We start from the raw sequence: 22,500 nt of genomic DNA, 5'->3' as shown, positions 1-22,500 counted from the left end.
GCCGAAAGACCAAGGGTTCCTGCTTAAAGCTAATCTGAGCAGGGTTAGCCGGCCCCTAAGACGAGGCGGAAACGCGTAGTCGATGGGAACCACGTTAATATTCGTGGGCTTGGAGGTAGTGACGGATCATTGAGGTAGTCCAATCTTATCGGATTGAACGGGCTGCTGCGTGGTTCCAGGAAATAGCTCCTCCTTATAAACCGTACCCGAAACCGACACTGGTGGTCTGGTAGAGTATACCAAGGCGCTTGAGAGAACTATGCTGAAGGAACTCGGCAAATTGCACGCGTAACTTCGGAAGAAGCGTGACCCTTTTCTACGCAAGTAGAGGAGGGTGGCACAGACCAGGGGGTAGCGACTGTTTATCAAAAACACAGGGCTCTGCGAAGTCGCAAGACGACGTATAGGGTCTGACGCCTGCCCGGTGCTGGAAGGTTAAGAGGAGGGGTGCAAGCTCTGAATCGAAGCCCCAGTAAACGGCGGCCGTAACTATAACGGTCCTAAGGTAGCGAAATTCCTTGTCGGGTAAGTTCCGACCTGCACGAATGGCGTAACGACTTCCCCGCTGTCTCCAGCATAGACTCAGTGAAATTGAATTCCCCGTGAAGATGCGGGGTTCCTGCGGTTAGACGGAAAGACCCCGTGCACCTTTACTATAGCTTTACATTGGCATTCGTAGTGGCATGTGTAGGATAGGTGGTAGGCTTTGAAACCTGGGCGCCAGCTCAGGTGGAGCCACCCTTGAAATACCACCCTTATCACTATGGATGTCTAACCGCGGCCCGTTATCCGGGTCCGGGACAATGTATGGTGGGTAGTTTGACTGGGGCGGTCGCCTCCTAAAGAGTAACGGAGGCGCGCGATGGTGGGCTCAGAACGGTCGGAAATCGTTCGCTGAGTGCAATGGCATAAGCCTGCCTGACTGCGAGACTGACAAGTCGAGCAGAGACGAAAGTCGGTCATAGTGATCCGGTGGTCCCGCGTGGAAGGGCCATCGCTCAACGGATAAAAGGTACGCCGGGGATAACAGGCTGATGACCCCCAAGAGTCCATATCGACGGGGTTGTTTGGCACCTCGATGTCGACTCATCGCATCCTGGGGCTGGAGCAGGTCCCAAGGGTATGGCTGTTCGCCATTTAAAGCGGTACGTGAGTTGGGTTCAGAACGTCGTGAGACAGTTCGGTCCCTATCTGCCGTGGGTGTAGGAATATTGAAAGGATCTGTCCCTAGTACGAGAGGACCGGGATGGACGGATCTCTGGTGGACCTGTTGTGGCGCCAGCCGCATAGCAGGGTAGCTATATCCGGACGGGATAACCGCTGAAGGCATCTAAGCGGGAAACCCACCTTAAAACGAGTATTCCCTGAGAACCGTGGAAGACGACCACGTTGATAGGCCGGGTGTGGAAGAGCGGCAACGCTTGAAGCTTACCGGTACTAATAGTTCGATCGGCTTGATCGTTCTCATTCCTTATGCCCATTTGACGAAGTCAAATGGTCTACCAGCGCTCACGCATGAGCGGCCCTTACGGGCCTATGCTTAAGCGAGGGCGCCGGACGACCGGCGACGCGCAGTCGCGCTTGCGGGCTTTGCCCGGAAGCAAACTGTGGATGTCGCTCAGGCACAAAAAGACAGGTGAAGAGCATGAGCCAATAGCGAATAGGCATCCCCTACTCACTATTCCCTACTGCCTAATCCCTATTCCAGCTTCTCGAAACAACGTGCGTTTTGCCGACCTGGTGGTTATGGCGGAGCGGCTGCACCCGATCCCATTCCGAACTCGGCCGTGAAACGCTCCAGCGCTGATGGTACTTCGTCTCAAGACGCGGGAGAGTAGGTCGCTGCCAGGTCTGCTAAATGCACGTTCATCTCATATCCAGAGCCAAAATGCTGGATAGAGAAATCTTCTCTTTATGAAACAAGGCCCGCCAAGGGATCCGGGGCCGCGCAAGCGGCCCTTTCAGTTGGCGGATCAAACCAACCAAGGTTGACGCGGGGTGGAGCAGCCCGGTAGCTCGTCAGGCTCATAACCTGAAGGTCACAGGTTCAAATCCTGTCCCCGCAACCAAATCAAACAGCCCGCCCGGCTCTCGCCCGCGGGCTGTTTCGATTCCAAGCTAACCCCAACCCACCAAGCCACCTCCCAGCACAAAAGTAAGCGCAACCCAACACGTCCGAGAAAACGCGCAGGCGTCGGCAAAGGCGCAATAAATGTGCTGCCTGGCGCGTCGGCAATGACGGCGTCGAGGCGCTCAGGAAACAGCCAAACGTAAGTTCCTGGGAACGCTTCAGCGTCGCGTGGCGGCGTCATTGCGTTTCAAAGGCGGCGCGATCGTCTTTTCTCGGCAGCCGCGAGCAGGTCTACAAAGGCACGCACCTTGGCGGGTCGGAACCGCGCTGGTGGAAACACGGCATGGATGCCTCCAGTCGGCAAAGCCCAGCCGGCAAACACCGGCACGAGCCGCCCCTCTGCGATATCGTCGCTGACGCTGTAATCGGGAAATATACCCAGTCCGATGCCGGCCAGCACGCAGGCATGGGCCGCGGGGCTCTTGTCGCACATGATGACCGGATTGAGCTCGGTCAGCACCTTTTCGCCATCCCTGGAAAACAGCCATTGGCTGATGCCGCGAAGCTGGGCGTTGCCGACCCATGCCAACGATCTTGCCTGGCGCGGACCGACATCGGGCGGCAAGCTTGCCGCGAAGGCGGGGCTAGCGACGACCGTCTGTCGTATCGTACCCAGGCGCCGCGCCTGGTTGGAAGAATCGGTGAGCCAGCCGACGCGAATGCCAAGATCGATCTGCTCGCCGACCAGATTACTCACCGCGTCGTCGAAGATCGCCTCGACGCGCATGTGCGGGTAGGTCTTCAGATAGGCTGCCATCACGGGGGCCACTATCTTGGTGCCGTAATCGAGCGGGGCGGTCAGCCTCAGCATTCCGCTTGGTTCGACCGCACCATGCGAGATTTCGCCGTAAGCTGCCTCCGCTTCGCGCAGGATGATCATTGAGCGGTCGTAGAAGAGACGACCCTCTTCGGTCGAGGTGACGCGCCGCGTCGTGCGCCGCATGAGCGTTGCGCCCAATTCTTCCTCGAGCTTGCCGACCTGGTGGCTGACCACAGCTTTGGCGACGCCAAGCCGATCGGCGGCTGCGGTGAATGAGCCGGTCTCCATCACCGTGGTGAAGTAAACGAGCCGATTGAGATTCAGAAGGTCGGTCATGGCTTGGTTTTGTCTGATGTAATCAGACAGTTTGTATTATTGGGCCCTGTTTTTCACAAGAGCACCCTCTGCCATAGATACGCCAACGCAGTACAGCCAGCCCACTATCTCGAACCAAGCGATTATTTCGCGGCGCGGAACGGCAACGACGATGGCCAATTCGGAAGTGACTTATCTTTTCGATCCGCTCTGCGGCTGGTGCTATGGCGCCACGCCGATGCTGGACAGGCTTTCGGCCAGCGGCGTACACGTCGACCTGCTGCCGACCGGCCTGTTCTCCGGTGCCGGCGCGCGCCCGATGGATGAGAGTTTCGCTGCCCACGCCTGGGCGAACGACCAGCGTATCGAGCGCCTGACCGGGCAACAGTTCACGCAGGCCTATCAGCACCACGTGCTCAATGTCCGCGGCACCTTGCTTGATTCCAACGCAGCCACGCTCGGCATCAGCGCCGCCGGCCTTGAAGATTCTAGCCGCCGGCTTGCCGCGTTAAAGGCGATCCAGCGTGCGCGCTATGTCGACGGCCGCGATGTCGTGACCATTGAAGGCGTCGCGGATGTGCTTGCTGCCGCCGGAATGGCGGACGCCGCTGCAATGCTGGGGGCGCCGACCGAGGGATTGCTGGCAGCTCACCGCGACCTGGTCGGTCGTGGCCGCGCGCTGTTCCAGCGCCTGCATGCCGATGGCGTGCCTTCACTCGCGGTCATCCGCAACGATACGCCTCACCTCATCGGTTCGAACGCGCTGTTCGGCAGCTTCGACAATCTCGTCGCCCATATCGCGGCGGCTTGATCTCAATCACCACAGACCTCCAACAAGGAAACGGAAAATGGCAAAAGTCGCTCTCATCGGCGCATCGGGTGCTGTCGGTTCGCGCCTTCTGAAAGAACTCTCCGATCGCGGCCACACGGTCACCGGCATTGCCCGTAACCCCGAAAGGATCGCGGCGCTGCCAGGCGTGACGGCTCGGAAGGGCGATGTCTTCGACCTCGAAGGTCTCGCCAATCTTGTCCGGGGCCATGATGCGGTGATCAGCGCGGTGCATTTCCTGGACAGCGACGCCGACACGCTGATCGCCGCCGTGCGCGCGTCCGGAGTAAAGCGTTACCTCGTCGTCGGCGGCGCGGGCAGTCTCGAAGTCGCGCCCGGCAAGCGGCTGGTCGATACGCCCGAATTCCCGGCGATCTACAAGGCCGAGGCGCAGAAGGGCGCCGACTTCCTGGACAGGTTGAAGACCGTCGGCGATCTGGACTGGACCTTCCTGTCGCCGTCCGCCCTGTTCATCCCAGGCGAGCGCACCGGCAAATTCCGCATCGGCAAGGACACACTTCTCGCCTCGGATAAGGGCAGCAGCATTTCCTTCGAGGACTACGCCATCGTCATGGTCGATGAAATCGAGAAGCCGGCCCATGTCAGGCAGCGGTTCACCGTCGGCTATTGATCACACCGCTGGTGGCGGCCGAGGCTCGGTCGAGCCCGGCCGGCGCGGTGGCGACGCTTGTCAGCCGGCATTCCGTGTCGTCAGATGATGGTCGGCGCGTAATTTCTAGACTGTATCCCGATTGGTCAGGGCGATATCGCAGCAGCCGGAGCCATGGCCCGGCGTCCAGGTGACATTGTCGAAACGCACGCCGGTCGCCTCGAACAGCCCACGATCGAAGGCGCCGGCAATGCGGCAGAGCGTGGCGAGCTTGTCGTCGCCGACACCGGCCTCGATCCAGGCATCCTTCAGCGGACAGCGCTTCACCTTGAAGGCGATGCCATGATCGCTGCGTTCGACATCGGTCGGGTACATGCGGCCGCCGTCTGGGCTGACCTCCAGGAAAGCCTCGCCGATCGCGCGTGCATCATTGGCGCCGAAGCCGGCGAAGGCGGCCGCGGCCACCTCCTTGCCGCGCTGTTCGATGGCGCGGATCATGATCGCCTCAGCCCTTTCGGCGCCCAGTTCTCCGGTGAGCTCGTCAAGGAACAGGCGATAAAGGTCGGCGCGGTTGCGAAATGCCGAGTCGAGTTCACGCGACAGCTTTTCGGCTCTGGCTTCGGGATCGGTCATCATGTGTCCTGTGGGCTGGTTCTGTGTAATCTCGGTGCGGCGGCCAACAGCGCCTTGCCTATGGCCGATTGCGGCGCATCGATGACGGCTCGGGCATCGCCGCTCTCGGCGATCCGCCCGCCGTCGAGAAGGACGATGCGGTGGGCAATCGCCCTGACGACGCCGAGATCGTGTGAAATGAAGAGATAGGCGATCCGTTCCTGGCGTTGCAAGTCGAGCAGGAGTTCGAGGACCTGTCCGCGCACCGAAACGTCGAGCGCCGACACCGCCTCGTCGAGCACGATCAATGACGGTTTTGTCGCGATAGCGCGGGCAATGGCGACGCGCTGTCGCTGGCCGCCGGAGATTTCATGGATGGCACGCGCGGTGAGATCCGCCGGCAGCCCGACGCGTTCGAGCAACGCGGCGATGCTGCGGGGGCGCTCGCTCCGCGAGGCGATGCCATGGATGCGCAAGGGATCGTCGAGCACGCGTGCCACGGTGGCGCGTGGATTGAAGGCGGCAAGCGGATCCTGGAACACCATTTGCAGGCGGGTCCGGTGTGCTCGCAGCGCGGAACCCTCCAAAGCCAGGAAATTACTTCCTTCGAATTCGATGCGACCGGCATCCGGTTCGATCAATCGCAGCACCAGCCGCGCGATCGTCGACTTGCCGCTACCCGAGGGCCCCGCCAGTGCCAGGGTTTCACCGGGCTCGATGTGAAAGGAGACATCGTCCACGGCGGCGATGGTCTTGCCGCCGCGACGATAACTTCTGCTGAGGTTGGAAATTGCCAGCAGGCTCATGCGTCGAGCCTGGGTCGGTTCAGCAGCGGCTCGGCGTCTAGACCGATATGGGCGTCGAGCAGCGCGCGCGTGTACGCCTGGGTTGGTGCACTGACAATCTGCGCCGTCGTGCCAAGCTCGACCAGCTCACCATGACGGAAGACGGCGATGCGATCGGCGAGTTCGGCGGCAAGCGCGATGTCGTGGCTGACGAACAGCAGCGTCATGCCATCCTCGGCCACCAGCCGCCTGATCAAGGCGACAATCTCGGCTTGCACGATGGTGTCGAGAGCGCTGGTCGCCTCGTCCGCAATCAGCAATTTCGGCCCGGCCGCAATCGCGGCCGCAATCGCCACGCGCTGCTTCTGGCCGCCGGAGAGCTGATGCGGGAAGGCCCGCAAGGCGGAGTCCGGATCCGGCAAGCGGACGCGTTCGAACAAGGTTTTGGCTTTGGCATAGGCCTGCGGCCATGTGAGATCGAGGTGGGCGCGGGCGACTTCGGCGATCTGTTTGCCGACGGTCATGACGGGATCGAGGCTGGCGGAGGGGTCCTGGAAGATGAAGCCGATGTCGCGGCCGCCGAGGGGGATTTTGCTGACGGCGAAGCTGTCAATCTCCCCCCTTGAGGGGGAGATGTCCGGCAGGACAGAGGGGGGTGCTTTGGCACCCAGCGTCGATGACGGCCGCAAAAACCAATCAATCCGGCCTTCAATTCTGGACGATGCCGGCAACAATCCCGCAATCGCCAGCGCCAGTGTGCTCTTGCCCGAGCCGCTTTCGCCGATGACGGCCAGCCGCTCGCCGGCCACGATGTCGAGGCTGATGGTCTTCAGTGCCGGCACCTCGCCGCCGTCGCGGCGATAGGTCGCCGTCAGGTCGCGGATCGAAGCGAGTGCTGTCACGACAGGCCTCTTCTCACGGCCGAGGTCTCGACGATGCCTTCGCCGGCGAGATAGACGCCGAGTACGGTCAGTACCAGCGCTAGCCCGGGGATGATCGACAGGAATGGCGCTGTGCGCAGCACGGCACGGCCCTCTGATATCATGCCACCCCAGGTGACGCGGTTTGGGTCGCCTAGCCCGAGGAAGGACAAAGCCGCCTCGGTGAGGATGGCGGCGGCGACGATCACCGACGACATCGCAAGCACCGGCGGCAAGGCATTGGGCAACACCTCACGAAAGGCGATCTCCAGCGGATGCATGCCGATGGCGCGGGCACTGGCGACATAATCGCGTTCGCGAATGGAAAGGATTTCCGCGCGCGCTATGCGAGCCGGGCCCGGCCAGGTCCCGAGCGCGATGGCGATCACCACTATGCCGAGCGACGGTCCGACGACGCTCACGAAAGCCAGCGCCAGCAGGAAGCCCGGTACGGTCTGGAAGGCGTCGGTGATACGCATCAGCACCTCGTCGGCGAGGCCGCCGGCAAAACCGGCCAGCGTGCCGATCACCGCGCCGATGGCGAGTGCCGCCGCCGCCGCCGCGAGCCCAACGGCAAGTGAGGTGCGGGCACCGTGGAAGAGTTCCGCCAGCATATTGCGGCCGAGCCGGTCGGTGCCGAGCGGCAGCGACCAATCCTGAAACGGCGGCAGCAGCGCTGGCCCGGCAATCGCTTGCGGGTCGCCAGGGAAAAGCAGCGACGCCGACAGCGCCATCGCAACCAGCGCCGCGAGCATGATCGCGCCGGCAACTGCCTCAGGCGTGCGCAGGAAGCGGCGGAGCGGGCTCATGCACCAGCCTCGCCGGCGCCGACGCGCGGATCCAGAAAGGCATAGGCGATGTCGACGAGAAAGTTGATGACGATGACCAGCACGGCACTCGCGAGAATGATGCCGAGCAGCAAGGGAGTATCGCGCGCGGCCACCGCTTCCTGCGCCAGCCGGCCAAGGCCGGGTACGGAAAAGACGCTCTCGATGACGACGCTGCCACCGAGCATCTGGGCCGATTGCAGGCCGAGCATGGTGACCAGCGGCAGCAGCGCGTTGCGAGCGACATGGGCGAGCACGATGCGGCGGCGGGACAATCCCTTGGCGCGGGCGGCCAGCACAAAATCCTGGCGCCAGACCTCGGCCATGCCGGCGCGCATCATGCGCAGATAGAGGGCCAGGTAGATGAAGCCAAGTGCCGCCACCGGCAGCACCAAATGGGTGGCGATGTCGGCGGCGCGGTCTAAGCCGATCTTGTCCGAGGCGAGGGTTTCGATGCCGCCGATCGGCAGCCAGCGCAGGTCGACGGCAAAGACGACGATCAGCACCAGGCCAAGCCAGAAACCGGGCACGGCATAGAGCGCCAGCGATCCGATCGACAGGAACCGGTCACGGAAACTGCCTGGCTTGGCGCCAGCGTAGATGCCGAGTGCCGAGCCGAGCCCGAAGGAGAGCGCGGTGGCGCTGCCCATCAACAACAGCGTGTTGGGGAGGCGCTCGAGAATGACATCGCGGATCGGCCTGGAGAAGGTCACCGACAGACCGAGGTCAAGATGCAGCAACGCCCAGAGATAGTTGGCGAGCCGCGTCACTTCCGACTGATCGAGGCCCCAGCGATGGCGCAGCAGCTCGATCATGCCGGCGTCGCCGCCGGTCGAGACGATATAGGCATCGACCGCGTCGCCGGGGGCGGCTTCGAGCAGCAGGAAGGTGCCGACGACGACGATCAGCAGCACGAAGATGCTGCCGACGAGGCGGCGACGGAGGAGAATGAGGGCTCGGGTCATGCGGCCCTCGATGGGCTGGCGATACGTTGGTCAGGACCGCGCCTGGGCACCCCCTTCTGTCCGGCAGGACAAAGGGGGGCCTTGTAGAACTCAACGCCTACGATGATTTCGCGAACGTTCATCCGCAAAATACTGTCACGATTCCAAATACGTGTCCGCCCAGTTCGACACCGCCCAGCGCGGGTTGTTGGCGATATTCCCCACTATGTCGCGCGCGACGCTGATAAAACTCCATTCGGCGACGTTGATCAACGGCAGGTCGGCCGCCACTTCTTTCTGGAACTCCTTGTAGAGATCGGTGCGGGCAGCGGTGTCGAGCGTTTCGGATGCCTTGGCGATCAGGGCATCGAGCGCGTCGTTCTTGTAGCCGCCTTGATTTGAGAACGGCACGCCGTCGGGAATGCCGCTTTGCACCAGGATGGTGGTCGAGATCGCCGGGTCGCCGCGGAACACAGGCGGGCCGACGGCGAGGTCGAAGGCGTGGTCCGTGTAGACGGCCTTGATGTGCGCTGCCGAGTCGTTGTTGACCAACTGGGCATCGATGCCGATGGCGGCGAGTGCCTGGCGCAGATAGTCGCCGAACTGCTTGGTCTCGTTGAAATAGGGCGCCGGCAAAAGTTTCAGTGAGAAGCGATTGCCATCGGCGCCTTTCTTGTAACCGGCTCCGTCGAGCAGGGCGTTGGCCTTGGCGACGTCGAAGGCATAGGTCGGCACGTCTGCGGTATAGAACTGGGGGTCGTTCTTCGGCACCGGGCCGGTGGCGGTGGCGGCGTAGCCGAGGAACACCGTCTTGACGACGAAATCCTTGTCGATGGCATGCGCGATCGCCTGGCGTACCTTGAGGTCGGCCAGTTCCTTGCGGCGATGGTTGATCTCGACGACGAGCTGGTAGGTCAGCCCTTCATAGCCCTTGGTGATCACTTTCAGGCCAGGCACCTTGGAGATGCGGTCGAGGTCAGCCAACGGCACGGCGGAGAAGGCGGCGAGCTGGATCTCTTCCGCTTCCAGTGCGCTCGCGGCCGATGTGCGGTCGGGCAGCACTTGATAGATGATTTCGTCGAGATAGGGCTCGTCCTTGCCCCAGTAATCGGTGTTCTTCGTCAGCCGGTAGTACTGGCCTGCCTTGTACTCACCGAATTTGAACGGCCCGGTGCCGATTGGCGCGTTATTCGCGGGATTGTCCTCGATCTTGCCGATCTCGTAGATGTGCTTCGGCACGACGCTGCTCAACGCCGGCAGTGCGTTGCGGATCAGCTGGAACGGGGTCGGTTTGGCGAATTTGAACACGGCGGTGAGATCGTCAGGAGTGTCGACGGCGGCAAGGTCCTTGAACACGGTGCGGCCGAGGTTCTGCAAAGGCTTCCAGATCTGCAGCGCCGAGAAGGCGACGTCGGCCGACGTGAACGGCTTGCCGTCGTGCCATTTGACGCCCTCGCGCAGTTTGAACGTCGCCGACAGCCCGTCGGCAGCACCTTCCCAACTCACCGCCAACCGAGGCGCGAGCCCGTCCTTGCCGTCGAAGGAGGCTTCGGCCAGTGTTTCGACGATCTTGCTGGAGATGAAGAAGACGCCGTTGGAGGCGACGATTGCCGGGTTAAGGTTGCGCGGCTCGGAATCGGCGGCGAGCACCAGCCGGCCACCCTTCTTGGGCGTCTGCGCCCAGCCTGAAATCGGTATGGCGGTGGAGGCCAGCAGCATTGCCGAGCCGGCAAGCATCGTGCGCCTGGAAATCGTGACGTCTGACATGATCGAACTCCGTCCTCTCCGCGACCCGGCCGGGCGCGCCAACACCCCTCGAACGCCGGCGGGCCCGCCTGCATTCTTGCCGGCGATTATGAGCCTTGCCGACGGTTTCGCCAGAGACGGAATTGGCGCATCCCCGCGTGGCTTTGAAATTTTCGTCCGCTGGACCAGTTAGGAAGAAGTGGTTCCATTCAAAAGATCTGGTAAGACCAGATCGGATGGATATGTCGCCAACGATGATAGGGCGAGGGCGAGGTGGGCGACCTTGCGGTATTTCTGGCTAGACCAGAGTGCTCAAAATGTGCAGATTTGAACGCAGCCAAGCGATCGGGAGCGCAACACCGCCGATCCCTGGCAATTCAGGGAGAGAGAGATGAATATTGCGCCGGGCAAGAGTGCCGTCAGCAATATCCCGTTCGACCAGACTAGGGTCGACCAGCTGATGGAAGAGGCCGGCATCGATGTGCTGCTGGCGACCTCGAAGCACAACACGCAATATCTGCTTGGCGGCTACAAATTCATCTTCTTCGCCGCCATGGATGCGATCGGCCACAGCCGTTACCTGCCGATCGTCGTCTACGAAAAGGGCGGGCCTGACCACGCCGCCTATATCGGCAACCGCATGGAGGGCGGCGAGCACCAGAACCACCCGTTCTGGACGCCGACGCTGCACGCCGCCTGCTGGGGCACGCTGGATGCCGCCAACCTCGCCGTCGAGCACCTGACGAAGATTGGGAAGGGCAACGCCCACATCGGCATCGAGCCGGGTTTCCTTCCGTCGGATGCGTACACGCTGATCCGCAAGGCGCTGCCGGATGCCAAGTTGATCGATGCGACCGACATGCTCGAGCGCATGCGCGCCATCAAGACCGATGCGGAACTGGAGAAGTTGCGCACCGCCTCCGAACTGATCACCGATTCCATGCTGGCGACCATCGCCTGGGCGCGCGAAGGCACGACCAAAACGGAGATCATCGAGCAGCTACGGCGCGAGGAGACCAATCGCGGCGCGCATTTCGAATATTGCCTGCTGACGCTGGGCTCCAGCCACAACCGCGCCGCCTCGCCGCAAGCATGGAAGATGGGCGAAGTGCTGTCGATCGACTCCGGTGGCAATTATCACGGCTATATCGGCGACCTCTGCCGGATGGGCATTCTGGGTGAACCGGATGCCGAGTTGGAAGATCTGCTAGCCCAGATCGAGACGGTGCAGCAGGCAGCTTTTTCCAAAGTCAGAGCGGGCACGCTGGGCGGCGACATGATTTCGCACGCGGAGGGCGTGCTGAAGACATCGAAGGTCGCGGCCTACACGGATTTCTTCGCCCACGGCATGGGACTGATCACGCATGAGGCGCCGTTCCTGATGACCAATCATCCGGTGACCTATGAAGGCACCTACGCCGCCAAGCCGCTGGAAAAGAACATGGTGCTGTCGGTGGAGACCACGATGCTCCACCCGAAGCGCGGCTTCATCAAGCTGGAAGACACGCTGGCGGTTACCGAGACCGGTTATGTGATGTTCGGCGACCGGGGCCGGGGGTGGAACCGGGGTGCGACCGTCTAATTGGCTATGAAGGCGGCGCCTCTTCCCGGAAACTCACCAGCTGCCGGCATCTTCTCCTCGTATAGAACGGATATTATTTTCCACCCGCCGGAATCAGCCTGAAATCCGGCAGCTCCCGTAAGCCCAGTTCCGGGCCGGCGGGCGAATAGACGACGAAGAGTTGCATCGGCCCGTCGCTGGTGTTCAGCGTCGAGTGAAACCGGCTTTCCGGCACATAGATGGTGCAGCCGGGGCCGACCTTCTCGACCCGCGGATTGCCCTTCTCGTCCTCGACCATCTGCTCGCCATGACCTGAAATGACGAAGATGATCTCCTCGGCGCCTGGATGATTGTGGCGCGTGTGGCCTTTGCCCGACGGCAGGTCGACGACGCCGCCGGAAAAGCGGGTCGCGCCGTTCACTTCCGGAGCCACGGTCAGCGACAATTTTCCCCAGTCGAAGCCGAAGGCGCTGACATCCTTCGGATAGACAAACACCTTGCTCTTGTCGGTCATCTCTCATTATCCCTTCTTATTTGCCGCCTTATTCCCGCTACCAGCGAGCGTCACCGCCTTGAAATCCGCCGTCTGCCGGGCGATCGCGGCTTCCGCCGGCAGCCGTTCCATCGAGCTTGCACCATAGAAGCCGTGCAGGCCCTCGCAGCGATCGAGAATGTAGCGGGCGTCGTCCGGCATCGAGATCGGCCCGCCATGGCAAAGCAGGATGACATCCCTGCGCACCGAGCGCGCGGCATCGGCGATGGCGTCAATCTCGACAACGCAGTCGTCGAGCGACTTGGCCGAGGTGGCGCCGATCGAGCCGCCCGTCGTCACGCCCATATGGGCAACGACGATGTCGGCTCCGGCGTTGGTCATGGCGCGGGCCTCGTCCGGGTTGAAGACATAGGGCGTGGTCAGGAGGTCGAGCTTGTGCGCCTCGGCGATCATATCGATCTCGAGCCCAAAGCCCATGCCGGTCTCCTCGAAACTCTGCCGCATGGTGCCGTCGAACAGGCCGATGGTCGGAAAATTCTGCACGCCGGAAAAGCCCATCGTCTTCAGTTCGGCCAGAAGCAGCGGCATGATGACGAAGGGGTCGGTGCCGTTGACGCCGGCCAGCACCGGCGTGTTCCTGACCACTGGCAGCACCTCATAGGCCATTTCCTTGACGATCTCGTTGGCATTGCCATAGGCGAGCAGGCCGGCGGCGGAGCCGCGCCCGGCCATTCGGTAACGGCCGGAATTATAGATGATGATGAGATCGATGCCGCCGGCTTCCTCGGCCTTGGCCGACAGGCCGGTGCCGGCGCCGCCGCCGACGATCGGCACGCCCTTGTCGATCATTCCCCGAAATTTCTTCAGTATGTCCTTGCGCGGTATGGCGGGCATGTCTTGAATCTCTCACTGTCTGGCGATGTCGAGAAAAGCTTTAACGGCAGCGTCGGCGAATTCTGGATCGTTGATGTGCAGCGGCAGGCGCGTCACGCAGCGCGTGCCATTCGGCTTGATCGTGCGTTCGATGGCTTCGAACAGGACAGTATCGGCCTCGGGATCGAAGAAGGCGCCGCCTTCGACGTCGAGCGCCGAGACGCCCTTTTCCGGGATGAGGAAATTCACCGGTCCTTCACAGAGGGCGAGCCTATTGCCGATCCACTCGCCGATTGCCCGGCATTCCCGTGCGGTGGTGCGCATCAGCGTGACGTTTGGATTGTGCTCGTAGAACAGCCGCCCGCGATAGCGTTCCGGAATCGTCGAGGGGGCCCAGAAGTTGACCATGTCGAGGGCGCCGGCCGAACCGACATAAGGCACTCTGGTGCGAGCGATTGCGCCGAAACGGTCTTCCGTCGCCGGCAGCACGCCGCCGGACAGCAGGTCGCAGACCTCGGTCGTGGTGATATCGATGACGCCGGACAGCAGGCCGCTGTCGGCCAGCTTCTCCATGCTGCGGCCGCCGGTGCCGGTAGCGTGGAAGACCATACAGTCATAGCTCGCGCGAAGCTGATCGGCGATGGCCGTCACGCAAGGCGTGGTGACGCCGAACATGGTGAGCCCGATCGACGGTTTTCCGTCGGGCGGTGGCGCCGGTCTTGCCGCCATGCCCGCGATCGCCTGGGCGGCGTTGTGCAGCACGACGCGGGAGAGCCGGTTCAGTCCGGCCATGTCGGTCACCGCAGGCATCATGATGATGTCGGAGACGTCCACATAGGGGGCGGTGTCACCGGAAGCGAGCGTCGAGACCATGATCTTCGGCAGGCCGAGCGGCAGCGCGCGCATGCCCGACGTGACGATCGATGTGCCGCCGCCGCCGCCAATGCCGATCATGGCGGCGATATCGTTTCGCGATTGGGCAAAGCGGGCGAAGGCGATGCCCATTGCGGCAACCGCGGCGCCGCGGTCATTGCCGCCGAGCACTGCTTTGCTGCCATCTGGGTGATGGCCGGCAATTTCCTTCGCTGTGATGTCGACGGGAATGGTTGCGTCGCGCGTTCCGACATCGACGCGCAGCACCAAGGCGCCGGTGGCGGCGATCGCATCGGCCAGGAAGGCGAGTTCCTCGCCCTTGGTGTCGGCGGTGCCCACCACATAGATGCGCTTCATGGCCGCGCCTCCGCGATGGAGGGTTCAAAGGCGGCGCTGCTCAGGGCATGAAAACCTGGTGCTTTACGCGTCAACGTAGCCACTCCGAAAACGAGGAGGTCATTGCAATTTTTTGAGACGCGCGTATCGTATTGATATGGATGTCTCACGTCAACAAGCCGCAGCAAGCCACGACACCGCTGAGGGAGCCCAGCGCGGGCCGCGCGCGCGCACCAAACGGCTGATGCTGGAGACGGCGACAAGGCTGATGCAAGCGGGCGCCACGCCGTCGGTCAGCGAGGTCGCGGAGGCCGCGGAAGTGTCCCGGGCGACCGCCTATCGTTATTTCCCGAGCCAGGCGGCCCTGGTGCAAGCTGTCGTCGATGAGGGGCTCGGCCCGATTTTGACCTGGCAATCGACATCCGCCGATGCCGAGCGCCGGGTCGCCGACCTGTTCGACACCGCGATGCCGCGCATCGAAGCCTTCGAAGCGACGTTCAAGGCGGCGCTGAAACTGTCGCTGGATCAATGGGCCCGGCGCCAGGCCGGTACGCTGGGCGGCGAGCCTGCCTTCAAGCGTGGTCACCGCATCGATTTGTTGAAAGAAGCGATCGCGCCGCTCAAGGGTCATTTGCCTCCACGCGATTTCAAGCGGCTGGCGCAGGCGCTGTCGCTGATCTTCGGCGTCGAAGTGCTGATCGTGCTCAAGGACATCTGGGGGCTGGACAGCCGCAGGACGATGTCGGTCGCGCAATGGGCGGCAGGGGCGCTGGTGCGCGCGGCGGTCGCGGAAGCGATCGACGGCGCGGACAGTCTCGGCGCAACGATGGCACAAAGATAGTGCTAATCTGGTTCGACCAGATTTGCACGTCGACTATCGATATTAATAGCAGTGTAAGGTCGACGACAATGGCTTTCTATATCACTGAGTAGGAAAATCATGGGAAAACAGGCAGATAAAGCCGGAATCCGATAGCAATGGCCAAGTCAAGCTGCCAAGAAAGGGCTTGACGCGCATGCAGAATTGGTAATACCAGATCAGAAAAGAAAAGCGGATCGAAAGTGAGGGTTGCGATCCATTTTCCGGCAGGGCGAGGAGGCTCGGAATCGGAAAGGTGCGATCACGGGAGGAACTACCAGGGTCGGCCCCGTTGCCGGCTCGCATGACAAGGTAGAACGCGCACAAGGGAGGAAATCATTATGCGCAAGTTAGTGACCAGCGTGCTTGCTGGTATCGGCTTAACGCTTGCCTGCGGGACGTCCGTCTACGCGCAGGAAAAATCGCTCACCATCTTCTGGGCGGAATGGGATCCAGCCAACTATTTGCAGGAACTCGGCAACGAATACGAGAAGGAAACCGGCGTCAAGATCACGGTGGAAACCACGCCATGGTCCGACTTCCAGACCAAGGCCTTCACCGAGTTCAACGCCCATGGCGACGCCTATGATATGGTCGTCGGCGACTCGCAATGGCTCGGTGCCGGCTCGACCGGTGGCCACTATGTCGACCTGACCGACTTCTTCAACAAGCACAAGGTCGGCGACGTGATGGCACCGGCGACGGTGAAGTACTATGCCGAATATCCGGGCGGCAGCAGCAAGTACTGGGCTATTCCGCTTGAAGGCGACGCCGTCGGCTGGTCCTATCGCAAGGACTGGTTCGAGGATTCGAAGGAGAAGGAAGCCTTCAAGGCCAAGTACGGTTACGATCTCGACGTGCCGAAGGATTTCAAGGCGTTGCGCGACATCGCCGAATTCTTCTACAGGCCGGATCAGAAGAAATACGGCATCGCCATCTACACTGACAATTCCTATGACGCGATGGCGATGGGCTTCGAGAATGCGCTGTTCTCCTATGGCGGCGAACTGGGCGACTATTCGACCTACAAGGTCGATGGCTTCATCAACTCCGACAAGGCCGTCGCAGCACTCGATGCCTACAAGGAGCTCTACAAGTTCACGCCTCCAGGCTGGGCCAAGTCGTTCTTCGTCGAGGACAACCAGGCGATCACCGAAAACCTGGCCGCGATGAGCATGAACTACTTCGCGTTCTTCCCCTCGCTGATCAACGAGGCGTCGAACCCGAACGCCAAGAACACCGGCTTCTTCGCCAATCCTCCCGGCCCGAACGGCGACCAGTTCGCCGCGCTCGGCGGTCAAGGCATCTCCATCGTTTCCTACTCGCAAAAGCAGGACGAGGCGATCAAGTTCCTGGAATGGTTCATCAAGGACGAGACCCAGAAGAAGTGGGCGGCACTTGGCGGCTACACGTGCAGCGCGGCCGTGCTCAAGTCGCCTGAATTCCAGAACGCAACACCGTACAACAAGGCCTTCTACGAGACCATGTTCAAGGTGAAGGATTTCTGGGCGGTGCCGGAATATGCCGAGCTGCTACAGCAGCTCAACCAGCGCGTCTATCCCTACATGATCGGCGGCGAAGGCACCGCCAAGGAAACGCTGGACGCACTGGCGGCCGATTGGAACGCGACCTTCAAGAAGTACGGCCGCGGCCAGTAACAATCATGCCTCACGGAGGGGGCGTTTGTGCCTCCTCCGTTTCTTTTCTGCAAACGGGAGCAGAGGTCTTGGCGACCACGATGATCACGACGCTGGACAGGTCTTCAAGAGCGGCCGCGCGCGGCCTTAGCGACATTTCCATCCGCAACCTCTTCATCATTCCGACGGTCCTGTTCCTGATCGTCTTCAACATCTTTCCGCTGATCTATTCGCTTGGTTATTCCTTCACCGACTTTCGCGCGTCGACCAATGCGCCGGCGAATTTCGTCGGGCTGCAGAACTATCGCGACCTGCTCAACGACCCCTATGTGTGGTCCAACTTCGCTATCACCGCGAAGTACGTGATCATCTCGGTCGCCGGCCAACTGCTGGTCGGTTTCGGCATGGCGATGCTGCTCAACCGCGATATCCCGCTGAAGGGCCTGCTGACGACCCTGCTGCTGCTGCCGATGATGCTATCGATGGCCGTCGTCGGCTTGTTCTGGAAACTGCTCTACGACCCGTCGTGGGGCGTCATCAACTATGCGCTCGGGCTTGGCAATTTCGAGTGGCTGGCTAATCCCAAGATGGCGCTCTACGCCGTTGCGCTGACCGACATCTGGATGTGGTCGCCCTTCGTCATGCTGCTGTCGCTGGCCGGCCTCTCGGCGGTGCCGAAGCACCTCTACGAAGCCGCTGCGATCGATCGCGCCGGTCCGTTCTACACCTTCTTCCGCATTACCTTGCCGCTGGTCGCGCCGATCCTAATGATCGCCGTCATCTTCCGCACCATGGAAGCGTTCAAGACATTCGATCTCGCCTACATCCTGACCACCCAGCCGACGGCTGAACTGATCTCCATCCGGCTCTACAAGATGGCGTTCCAGGAGTGGCAGACAGGGCGCTCCTGCGCGCTCGCCTACATCGTGCTGATCATGGTGCTGGCGATCACCAACATCTACGTCAAATACCTCAACAAGGTGAAGGAGCGCTGAGATGGCCGCCGTCCGCACTTCTTCCGAAATCGCCTTCAACCGTGTCGCCATCGTCGCCGTCCTGGTGGCGACGGTGATCTTCCTGGCGCCGATCTACTGGATCGCCTCGACGGCATTCAAGCCGCGCAACCTCGCCACCACCATCCCGCCGACGGTTGTCTTCCAGCCGGAAATATCACCCTTCGTGAAGCTGTTCACCAAGCGCTCGCAATTGCGCACGCCGCCATCGCCGGAAGAGTACGCGGCGGCGCCATGGTGGGAGCGTGTCGTTTTCGACGGCGGCGAGAAGATCGTGCGCGACGGCAAGGGCCAGGTGCAGTGGTCGGGCTATCCAAGCCGGTTCATGAACTCGTTGATCATCGCCATCACCTCGACGGTGCTGGCGGTCGGCATGGGAACGTTCACCGCCTACGGCTTCTCGCGCTTCAAGGTGAAGGGCGAGGCGGACCTGCTCTTCTTCATTCTGTCGACGCGCATGCTGCCGCCCGTCGTGGTGGCGATCCCGATGTTCCTGATGTACCGGGCGGTCGGCCTGAATGATTCCCATGTCGGCCTGATCATCCTCTACACCGCCTTCAACCTGTCCTTCTCGGTGTGGCTGATGAAGGGCTTTATGGACGAGATCCCGAAAGAGTATGAGGAGGCTGCCCTCGTCGACGGCTACACGCGCATGGAGGCCTTCTTCAAGATCGTGCTGCCCGAGGCAGCCACCGGCATCGCCGCCACCGCCGTGTTCTGCTTCATCACCGCGTGGAACGAATATGCATTTGCATTGATCATGACCAACCGCCGGGCCCAGACCGCGCCGCCGTTCATCCCCAGCCAGGTCGGCTCCGGCCTGCCGGACTGGACGGTGATCGCGGCTGGTACCTTCCTGTTCCTGCTGCCGGTCGCCATCTTCACCTTCCTGCTCCGCAACCACCTGCTGCGCGGTATGTCCTTCGGAGCGATCCGCAAATGAGCTTTCGCGCCATCAACCAGAAATATCTGGAACCCGGATCGCAGGTGCTGATGGTGCTCGGCATCATCGCCCTCTGCCAGCCCTGGAACCTGCTGTTGCATGCATATGGCCTGACCATCATCCTGATCGGGCTGATCGGCTTCAACATCACGTCGAAGATCTCGCCGGAGCAGAAGGCCGGTACCGGACAGATACGAAATCCGGGAGCACAGCATTGACCCAGATCGAGCTTCGCGGCATCCAGAAATTCTTCGGCGCCGTCCAGGTCATCAAGGACCTGAACCTGAAGATCAACGACAACGAGTTCATCGTTCTGCTCGGCCAGTCGGGCTGCGGCAAGACGACGACGCTGCGCGCCATCGCCGGGCTGGAGACGATCGATGAGGGCGACATCCTTATCGACGGCAAGCCGATTCAACATTTGAAGGCCGCCGACCGCGACATCGCCATGGTCTTCCAGTCGTTCTCGCTCTACCCGCATATGAGCGTCTACGAGAACATCGCCTTCCCCTTGCGCGCCACGCGCAAGAGCAAGGCAGAGATCGACCAGGAAGTGCGTTCAGTCGCCAAGACGCTGCAAATCGGCGACCTGCTCGGCAAGAAGCCATCGGCGCTTTCGGGCGGCGACATGCAGCGCGTCGCCATCGGACGGGCGCTGGTGCGGCGGCCGAAGGCGATGCTGATGGACGAGCCGATCGGCGCGCTCGACGCCAAGCTGCGCGAGGAGATGCGGGCCGAGATCAAGCGGCTGCACATCAAGCAGGGCTCGACCACCATCTATGTCACCCACGATCAGATCGAGGCGATGAGTCTCGCCGACCGCATCGTCATCATGCATGAAGGCGTGCTGCAGCAGGTCGGCTCGCCGGACGAGGTCTATTCGCGGCCGGCAAACCTGTTCGTGGCGCAGTTCGTCGGCAGTCCGGTGATGAACGTCGCCGATGCCGCGGTCACCGAAACAGCGTCTTCGGTTTCGGTGGCGGTCGGCGGGGCTGCCGCCGGCTTCGAGTTCCCGCGGGCGCTGCTGTCGAAACTCAACGGCCATGCCGGCGGCCAGTTGGCGCTCGGCATCCGGCCGGAGGGCGTGCTCATCCGCCGCGATGCGGCCGACGGCTTCCTGCCGGTCGAGACGCAGATCGTCGAACCGCTCGGCTCCTTCGACATCGTCGACCTGAAAGTCGGCTCCAAGATGCTGCGTGCGCGCACCAAGAGCGGCTTCGTCAGCGGTCCCGGCGAGAAGGTATTTGCCCGGATCGATCCGGCCCAGGCGCATTTCTTCGACACGGCAAGCGGCAAGTCGCTGGAAGTGAGACTCTGATGGCCCATATCCAGCTCAAGAACATCTCGAAGACATTCGGCAACCACACCGCGCTGACGGGGCTCGATCTCGACATCGCCGATGGCGAGTTCTTCGTCCTGCTCGGCGAGACGGGCGCCGGCAAGACGACGACGTTGCGTCTGATCGCCGGCCTGGAAAGGCCGAGCGAAGGTCAGGTCTTCATCGACGGCGTCGACGTTGCCGACTGGGGTGCGGCCGAGCGCGACGTGGCGCTGGTTTTGCAGCAATACTCGCTCTATCCGCGCTACACGGTGCGCGAAAACCTCGAGTTCCCGCTGAAGCCGAAAATCCGCCGGTTGCCCGACGCCGAGATCAAGGACCGCGTCGATCGTGCTGCCCGCACGCTGAGGATCGAGCATCTGCTAGACCGCAAGACCGACCGGCTGTCCGGCGGCGAGATGCAGCGCGTCTCGATCGGTCGCGCCATCGTGCGCAAGCCGCGCGTCTTCCTGATGGACGAGCCGCTGTCGGCGCTTGACGCCAAACTCCGCGAAGCGCTGCGTACCGAACTGAAGAACCTCCAGATACAGCTCGGCGCCACCTTCCTGTTCGTCACCCACGACCAGATCGAAGCGATGTCGATGGGCGACAAGGTCGGGGTGCTCAACCATGGCCGCATCGTCCAGACCGGCACGCCGCACGAGATCTATAACAATCCGCGCGACACTTATGTGGCAAGCTTCGTCGGCTCGCCGCCGATGAACCTCATCGACGGCAGGCTTGTGAACGGCCGCGCGGTGATGGCGCCGCTGAATTTCGAACTGCCTTTTTCGGGGGCCAAGACTTCTTGGGGACTAAAGACTGGCGCAGCGACCGATGGTCGCCCGCTCGTCTTCGGCGTTCGCCCGGAGGATGTCTATCTCGAGAGTGGCGCGCCGGTCGAGGCGCGTGTCCACGATGTCGAGAACCACGGCGTGGAGAAGATCCTGACGCTGCGCGTCGGCGACGCCACGTTGCGCGCCACCGTGCCGGCCAGGACCGATGTCGCCATCGAGCAGGCGGTGCGCTTTGCCTGGAACCCGGACAAGGTGGTGCTGTTCGACAAGGGCAGCGGGATAAGCCTTCGCCACGCAAGCTGAGTTTCCTGCCTTCATGCACGCCCATGCCGCAGGCCGGCCGCCATCGGACGGAGTGCGCCCATGCGGGCTTTCTAGTTTGGAACAGTCAGCCAGTCACGGCCAACTGCATCAACCGGCCTGGCGGATCTCGGCCTGTTCTTCGGCGCGAAGGTGGCTGGGCGCCGAACCGATGACGCGCTTGAAGGCACGGCTGAAGGCGGCGTCCGATTCATAGCCGAGGCGTGCGGCAACGACGGATATTTTCATCCGGTCGCGGATCAGCCATTGCCGAGCCTGATGCATCCTGACCTGGGTGACATATCTTGCCGGCGTTTCGCCGACGATGGTGGCGAAGCGCTCGGCAAAGCCCGAGCGCGAGGAGCCCATCATCCTGGCCAGCGACTCGACCGTCCAGTCATGGTCGGGTTCGAGATGGATGGCAGCCAGCACGCGGCCGATGTCGCGATCCCTGACGGCGGCGATCCAGCCGGAGGAGTCGCCGCAGCCGCGTTCGACCCATGAGCGGATGACGATGGCGGCCAGCACATCGGCCAGCCGCGCCAGGATGCCACCGGAGCCGACGCGCTCCATCGTCACTTCGCGCGCCATCGATTCCAGCAAATGCGGAATACCCGGCTCATAGGCCTCCAGTTCATGTGTGCGCATCACATCCGGCATCATGCCGAGCAAGGGGTGCAAACCGTCGAGATTGAAGTACATGCTGCCGCAAAACAACAGGGTTCCCGGCCGGCAGCACTCCGACCTGCCCTCGTTCGACATACAGCTAGACGTCCTTGCCAGCGCCTTTGCCTATTGCGGTACGGCGACGTTGCTGGCGGCCGTCCTGGTGTTCCTGCGCGGCCCGAGGCGCACCGAGTAGGCTCTCTCGGCAACCGCCCCTGACCTATGCAGCGGGGCGGCCGACCAAAACCGGGGAGGGCGGGGCGGCCGGGGGGGTTTTTGAGAGAAGCAGCGGGGCATAAGGGGGAAGGCACCGGGGGGGGGGGGAGATACAGAAGCCCCGCCGCTATTTTTT

The 22,500-nt window shown here is 62.1% G+C and carries 21 protein-coding genes, 1 tRNA gene, 2 rRNA genes and 1 pseudogene (1 of these 25 only partly in view); 14 read left to right on the top strand and 11 right to left on the bottom strand.

Features of this window, described 5'->3' with window-relative positions; genetic code table 11:
• The 3 genes from NKJ26_RS30270 to NKJ26_RS30260 all read left to right on the top strand — a co-directional run.
• Positions 1–1,462 (top strand): 23S ribosomal RNA (locus NKJ26_RS30270) (it extends 1,348 nt beyond the left edge of the window).
• A 274-nt stretch (positions 1,463–1,736) separates the two neighbouring features.
• Positions 1,737–1,851 (top strand): 5S ribosomal RNA (gene rrf, locus NKJ26_RS30265).
• 141 nt (positions 1,852–1,992) lie between these two features.
• Positions 1,993–2,069 (top strand) — tRNA-Met (locus NKJ26_RS30260).
• 249 nt (positions 2,070–2,318) lie between these two features.
• Here the strand turns inward: NKJ26_RS30260 and NKJ26_RS30255 are convergent.
• The gene (locus NKJ26_RS30255) at positions 2,319–3,227 is read right to left on the bottom strand and encodes a LysR family transcriptional regulator (RefSeq protein ID WP_352699249.1); all 909 of its coding nucleotides are present in this window, start codon (positions 3,225–3,227) and stop codon (positions 2,319–2,321) included.
• Between the two features lie 151 nt (positions 3,228–3,378).
• On the opposite strand from NKJ26_RS30255, the gene NKJ26_RS30250 reads away from it, so the two are divergent.
• The gene (locus tag NKJ26_RS30250) at positions 3,379–4,017 is read left to right on the top strand and encodes a DsbA family protein (RefSeq protein WP_352699247.1); all 639 of its coding nucleotides are present in this window, start codon (positions 3,379–3,381) and stop codon (positions 4,015–4,017) included.
• 37 nt (positions 4,018–4,054) lie between these two features.
• A complete protein-coding gene (locus NKJ26_RS30245; protein WP_352699245.1) occupies positions 4,055–4,666 on the top strand; it encodes an NAD(P)-dependent oxidoreductase in 612 nt (203 codons plus the stop codon).
• Between the two features lie 105 nt (positions 4,667–4,771).
• Here NKJ26_RS30245 and NKJ26_RS30240 read toward each other — a convergent pair whose 3' ends face one another.
• The 6 genes from NKJ26_RS30240 to NKJ26_RS30215 form a co-directional block, all read right to left on the bottom strand.
• Positions 4,772–5,278 (bottom strand): L-2-amino-thiazoline-4-carboxylic acid hydrolase, encoded by a 507-nt coding sequence (locus NKJ26_RS30240; RefSeq protein WP_352699244.1) that lies wholly within the window; start codon positions 5,276–5,278, stop codon positions 4,772–4,774.
• Positions 5,278–6,063, bottom strand: coding sequence for an ABC transporter ATP-binding protein (locus NKJ26_RS30235; RefSeq protein WP_352699242.1), 786 nt, complete (start codon positions 6,061–6,063; stop codon positions 5,278–5,280). Before NKJ26_RS30235 ends, NKJ26_RS30240 begins: the two co-directional genes overlap by 1 nt.
• Positions 6,060–6,944, bottom strand: a complete 885-nt coding sequence (locus NKJ26_RS30230; protein WP_352699240.1) for an ABC transporter ATP-binding protein — start codon at positions 6,942–6,944, stop codon at positions 6,060–6,062. Before NKJ26_RS30230 ends, NKJ26_RS30235 begins: the two co-directional genes overlap by 4 nt.
• Entirely contained in the window at positions 6,941–7,771 is an 831-nt protein-coding gene (locus NKJ26_RS30225) for an ABC transporter permease (RefSeq protein ID WP_352699238.1), read from the bottom strand. Before NKJ26_RS30225 ends, NKJ26_RS30230 begins: the two co-directional genes overlap by 4 nt.
• Positions 7,768–8,754, bottom strand: coding sequence for an ABC transporter permease (locus NKJ26_RS30220; RefSeq protein WP_352699236.1), 987 nt, complete (start codon positions 8,752–8,754; stop codon positions 7,768–7,770). Before NKJ26_RS30220 ends, NKJ26_RS30225 begins: the two co-directional genes overlap by 4 nt.
• A 135-nt stretch (positions 8,755–8,889) precedes the next feature.
• Positions 8,890–10,500 carry an ABC transporter substrate-binding protein gene (locus NKJ26_RS30215; protein WP_352699235.1) on the bottom strand — a complete coding sequence of 537 codons (1,611 nt, stop codon included), beginning with the start codon at positions 10,498–10,500 and terminating at the stop codon, positions 8,890–8,892.
• Positions 10,501–10,870: 370 nt separating this feature from the next.
• Here NKJ26_RS30215 and NKJ26_RS30210 point away from each other — a divergent pair, with 370 nt between their 5' ends.
• On the top strand, positions 10,871–12,061 hold the full coding sequence (locus tag NKJ26_RS30210; protein WP_352699233.1) for a M24 family metallopeptidase: 1,191 nt from the start codon (positions 10,871–10,873) through the stop codon (positions 12,059–12,061).
• Positions 12,062–12,134: 73 nt separating this feature from the next.
• Here the strand turns inward: NKJ26_RS30210 and NKJ26_RS30205 are convergent, their stop codons facing one another.
• Genes NKJ26_RS30205 through NKJ26_RS30195 form a run of 3 tightly spaced genes read right to left on the bottom strand, consistent with a single transcriptional unit; the run spans position 12,135 to position 14,636 of the window.
• A complete protein-coding gene (locus tag NKJ26_RS30205; RefSeq protein WP_352699231.1) occupies positions 12,135–12,554 on the bottom strand; it encodes a cupin domain-containing protein in 420 nt (139 codons plus the stop codon).
• A gap of 6 nt (positions 12,555–12,560) precedes the next feature.
• Entirely contained in the window at positions 12,561–13,427 is an 867-nt protein-coding gene (locus NKJ26_RS30200; RefSeq protein WP_352699229.1) for a phosphoenolpyruvate hydrolase family protein, read from the bottom strand.
• A gap of 12 nt (positions 13,428–13,439) precedes the next feature.
• Complete coding sequence (locus NKJ26_RS30195; RefSeq protein ID WP_352699227.1) at positions 13,440–14,636, bottom strand: Tm-1-like ATP-binding domain-containing protein; 1,197 nt, start codon at positions 14,634–14,636, stop codon at positions 13,440–13,442.
• A gap of 136 nt (positions 14,637–14,772) precedes the next feature.
• Between NKJ26_RS30195 and NKJ26_RS30190 the strand changes: the two genes are divergently transcribed.
• The 7 genes from NKJ26_RS30190 to NKJ26_RS30160 all read left to right on the top strand — a co-directional run bounded on the left by NKJ26_RS30190 (position 14,773) and on the right by NKJ26_RS30160 (position 21,485).
• Positions 14,773–15,456, top strand: coding sequence for a TetR/AcrR family transcriptional regulator (locus NKJ26_RS30190; RefSeq protein ID WP_352699226.1), 684 nt, complete (start codon positions 14,773–14,775; stop codon positions 15,454–15,456).
• A 359-nt stretch (positions 15,457–15,815) separates the two neighbouring features.
• A complete protein-coding gene (locus NKJ26_RS30185; RefSeq protein WP_352699224.1) occupies positions 15,816–17,132 on the top strand; it encodes an ABC transporter substrate-binding protein in 1,317 nt (438 codons plus the stop codon).
• 68 nt (positions 17,133–17,200) lie between these two features.
• A complete protein-coding gene (locus NKJ26_RS30180; RefSeq protein WP_352604268.1) occupies positions 17,201–18,106 on the top strand; it encodes a carbohydrate ABC transporter permease in 906 nt (301 codons plus the stop codon).
• A gap of 1 nt (position 18,107) precedes the next feature.
• Positions 18,108–19,067 carry a carbohydrate ABC transporter permease gene (locus NKJ26_RS30175; RefSeq protein ID WP_352604266.1) on the top strand — a complete coding sequence of 320 codons (960 nt, stop codon included), beginning with the start codon at positions 18,108–18,110 and terminating at the stop codon, positions 19,065–19,067.
• A complete protein-coding gene (locus tag NKJ26_RS30170) occupies positions 19,064–19,285 on the top strand; it encodes a hypothetical protein (RefSeq protein ID WP_352604264.1) in 222 nt (73 codons plus the stop codon). The genes NKJ26_RS30175 and NKJ26_RS30170 overlap by 4 nt, the downstream gene beginning before the upstream one ends.
• Positions 19,282–20,385 carry an ABC transporter ATP-binding protein gene (locus NKJ26_RS30165; RefSeq protein WP_352604262.1) on the top strand — a complete coding sequence of 368 codons (1,104 nt, stop codon included), beginning with the start codon at positions 19,282–19,284 and terminating at the stop codon, positions 20,383–20,385. The genes NKJ26_RS30170 and NKJ26_RS30165 overlap by 4 nt, the downstream gene beginning before the upstream one ends.
• Complete coding sequence (locus NKJ26_RS30160; protein ID WP_352699220.1) at positions 20,385–21,485, top strand: ABC transporter ATP-binding protein; 1,101 nt, start codon at positions 20,385–20,387, stop codon at positions 21,483–21,485. The genes NKJ26_RS30165 and NKJ26_RS30160 overlap by 1 nt, the downstream gene beginning before the upstream one ends.
• A gap of 108 nt (positions 21,486–21,593) precedes the next feature.
• Here NKJ26_RS30160 and NKJ26_RS30155 read toward each other — a convergent pair.
• A pseudogene (locus NKJ26_RS30155) lies at positions 21,594–22,214 on the bottom strand (AraC family transcriptional regulator); the annotation flags it as partial.
• Between NKJ26_RS30155 and NKJ26_RS30150 the strand changes: the two are divergent.
• Complete coding sequence (locus tag NKJ26_RS30150) at positions 22,183–22,344, top strand: hypothetical protein (RefSeq protein WP_352699251.1); 162 nt, start codon at positions 22,183–22,185, stop codon at positions 22,342–22,344. The pseudogene NKJ26_RS30155 and the gene NKJ26_RS30150 sit on opposite strands and share 32 nt — an antisense overlap.
• Positions 22,345–22,500 lie beyond the last annotated feature (156 nt).

It is taken from the genome of Mesorhizobium sp. M0152, from assembly GCF_040322415.1.
Lineage (GTDB): Bacteria > Pseudomonadota > Alphaproteobacteria > Rhizobiales > Rhizobiaceae > Mesorhizobium.
The sequence above is the reverse complement of the archived record's forward strand: the minus strand, read 5'-3'. Positions and strand labels throughout refer to the sequence as shown.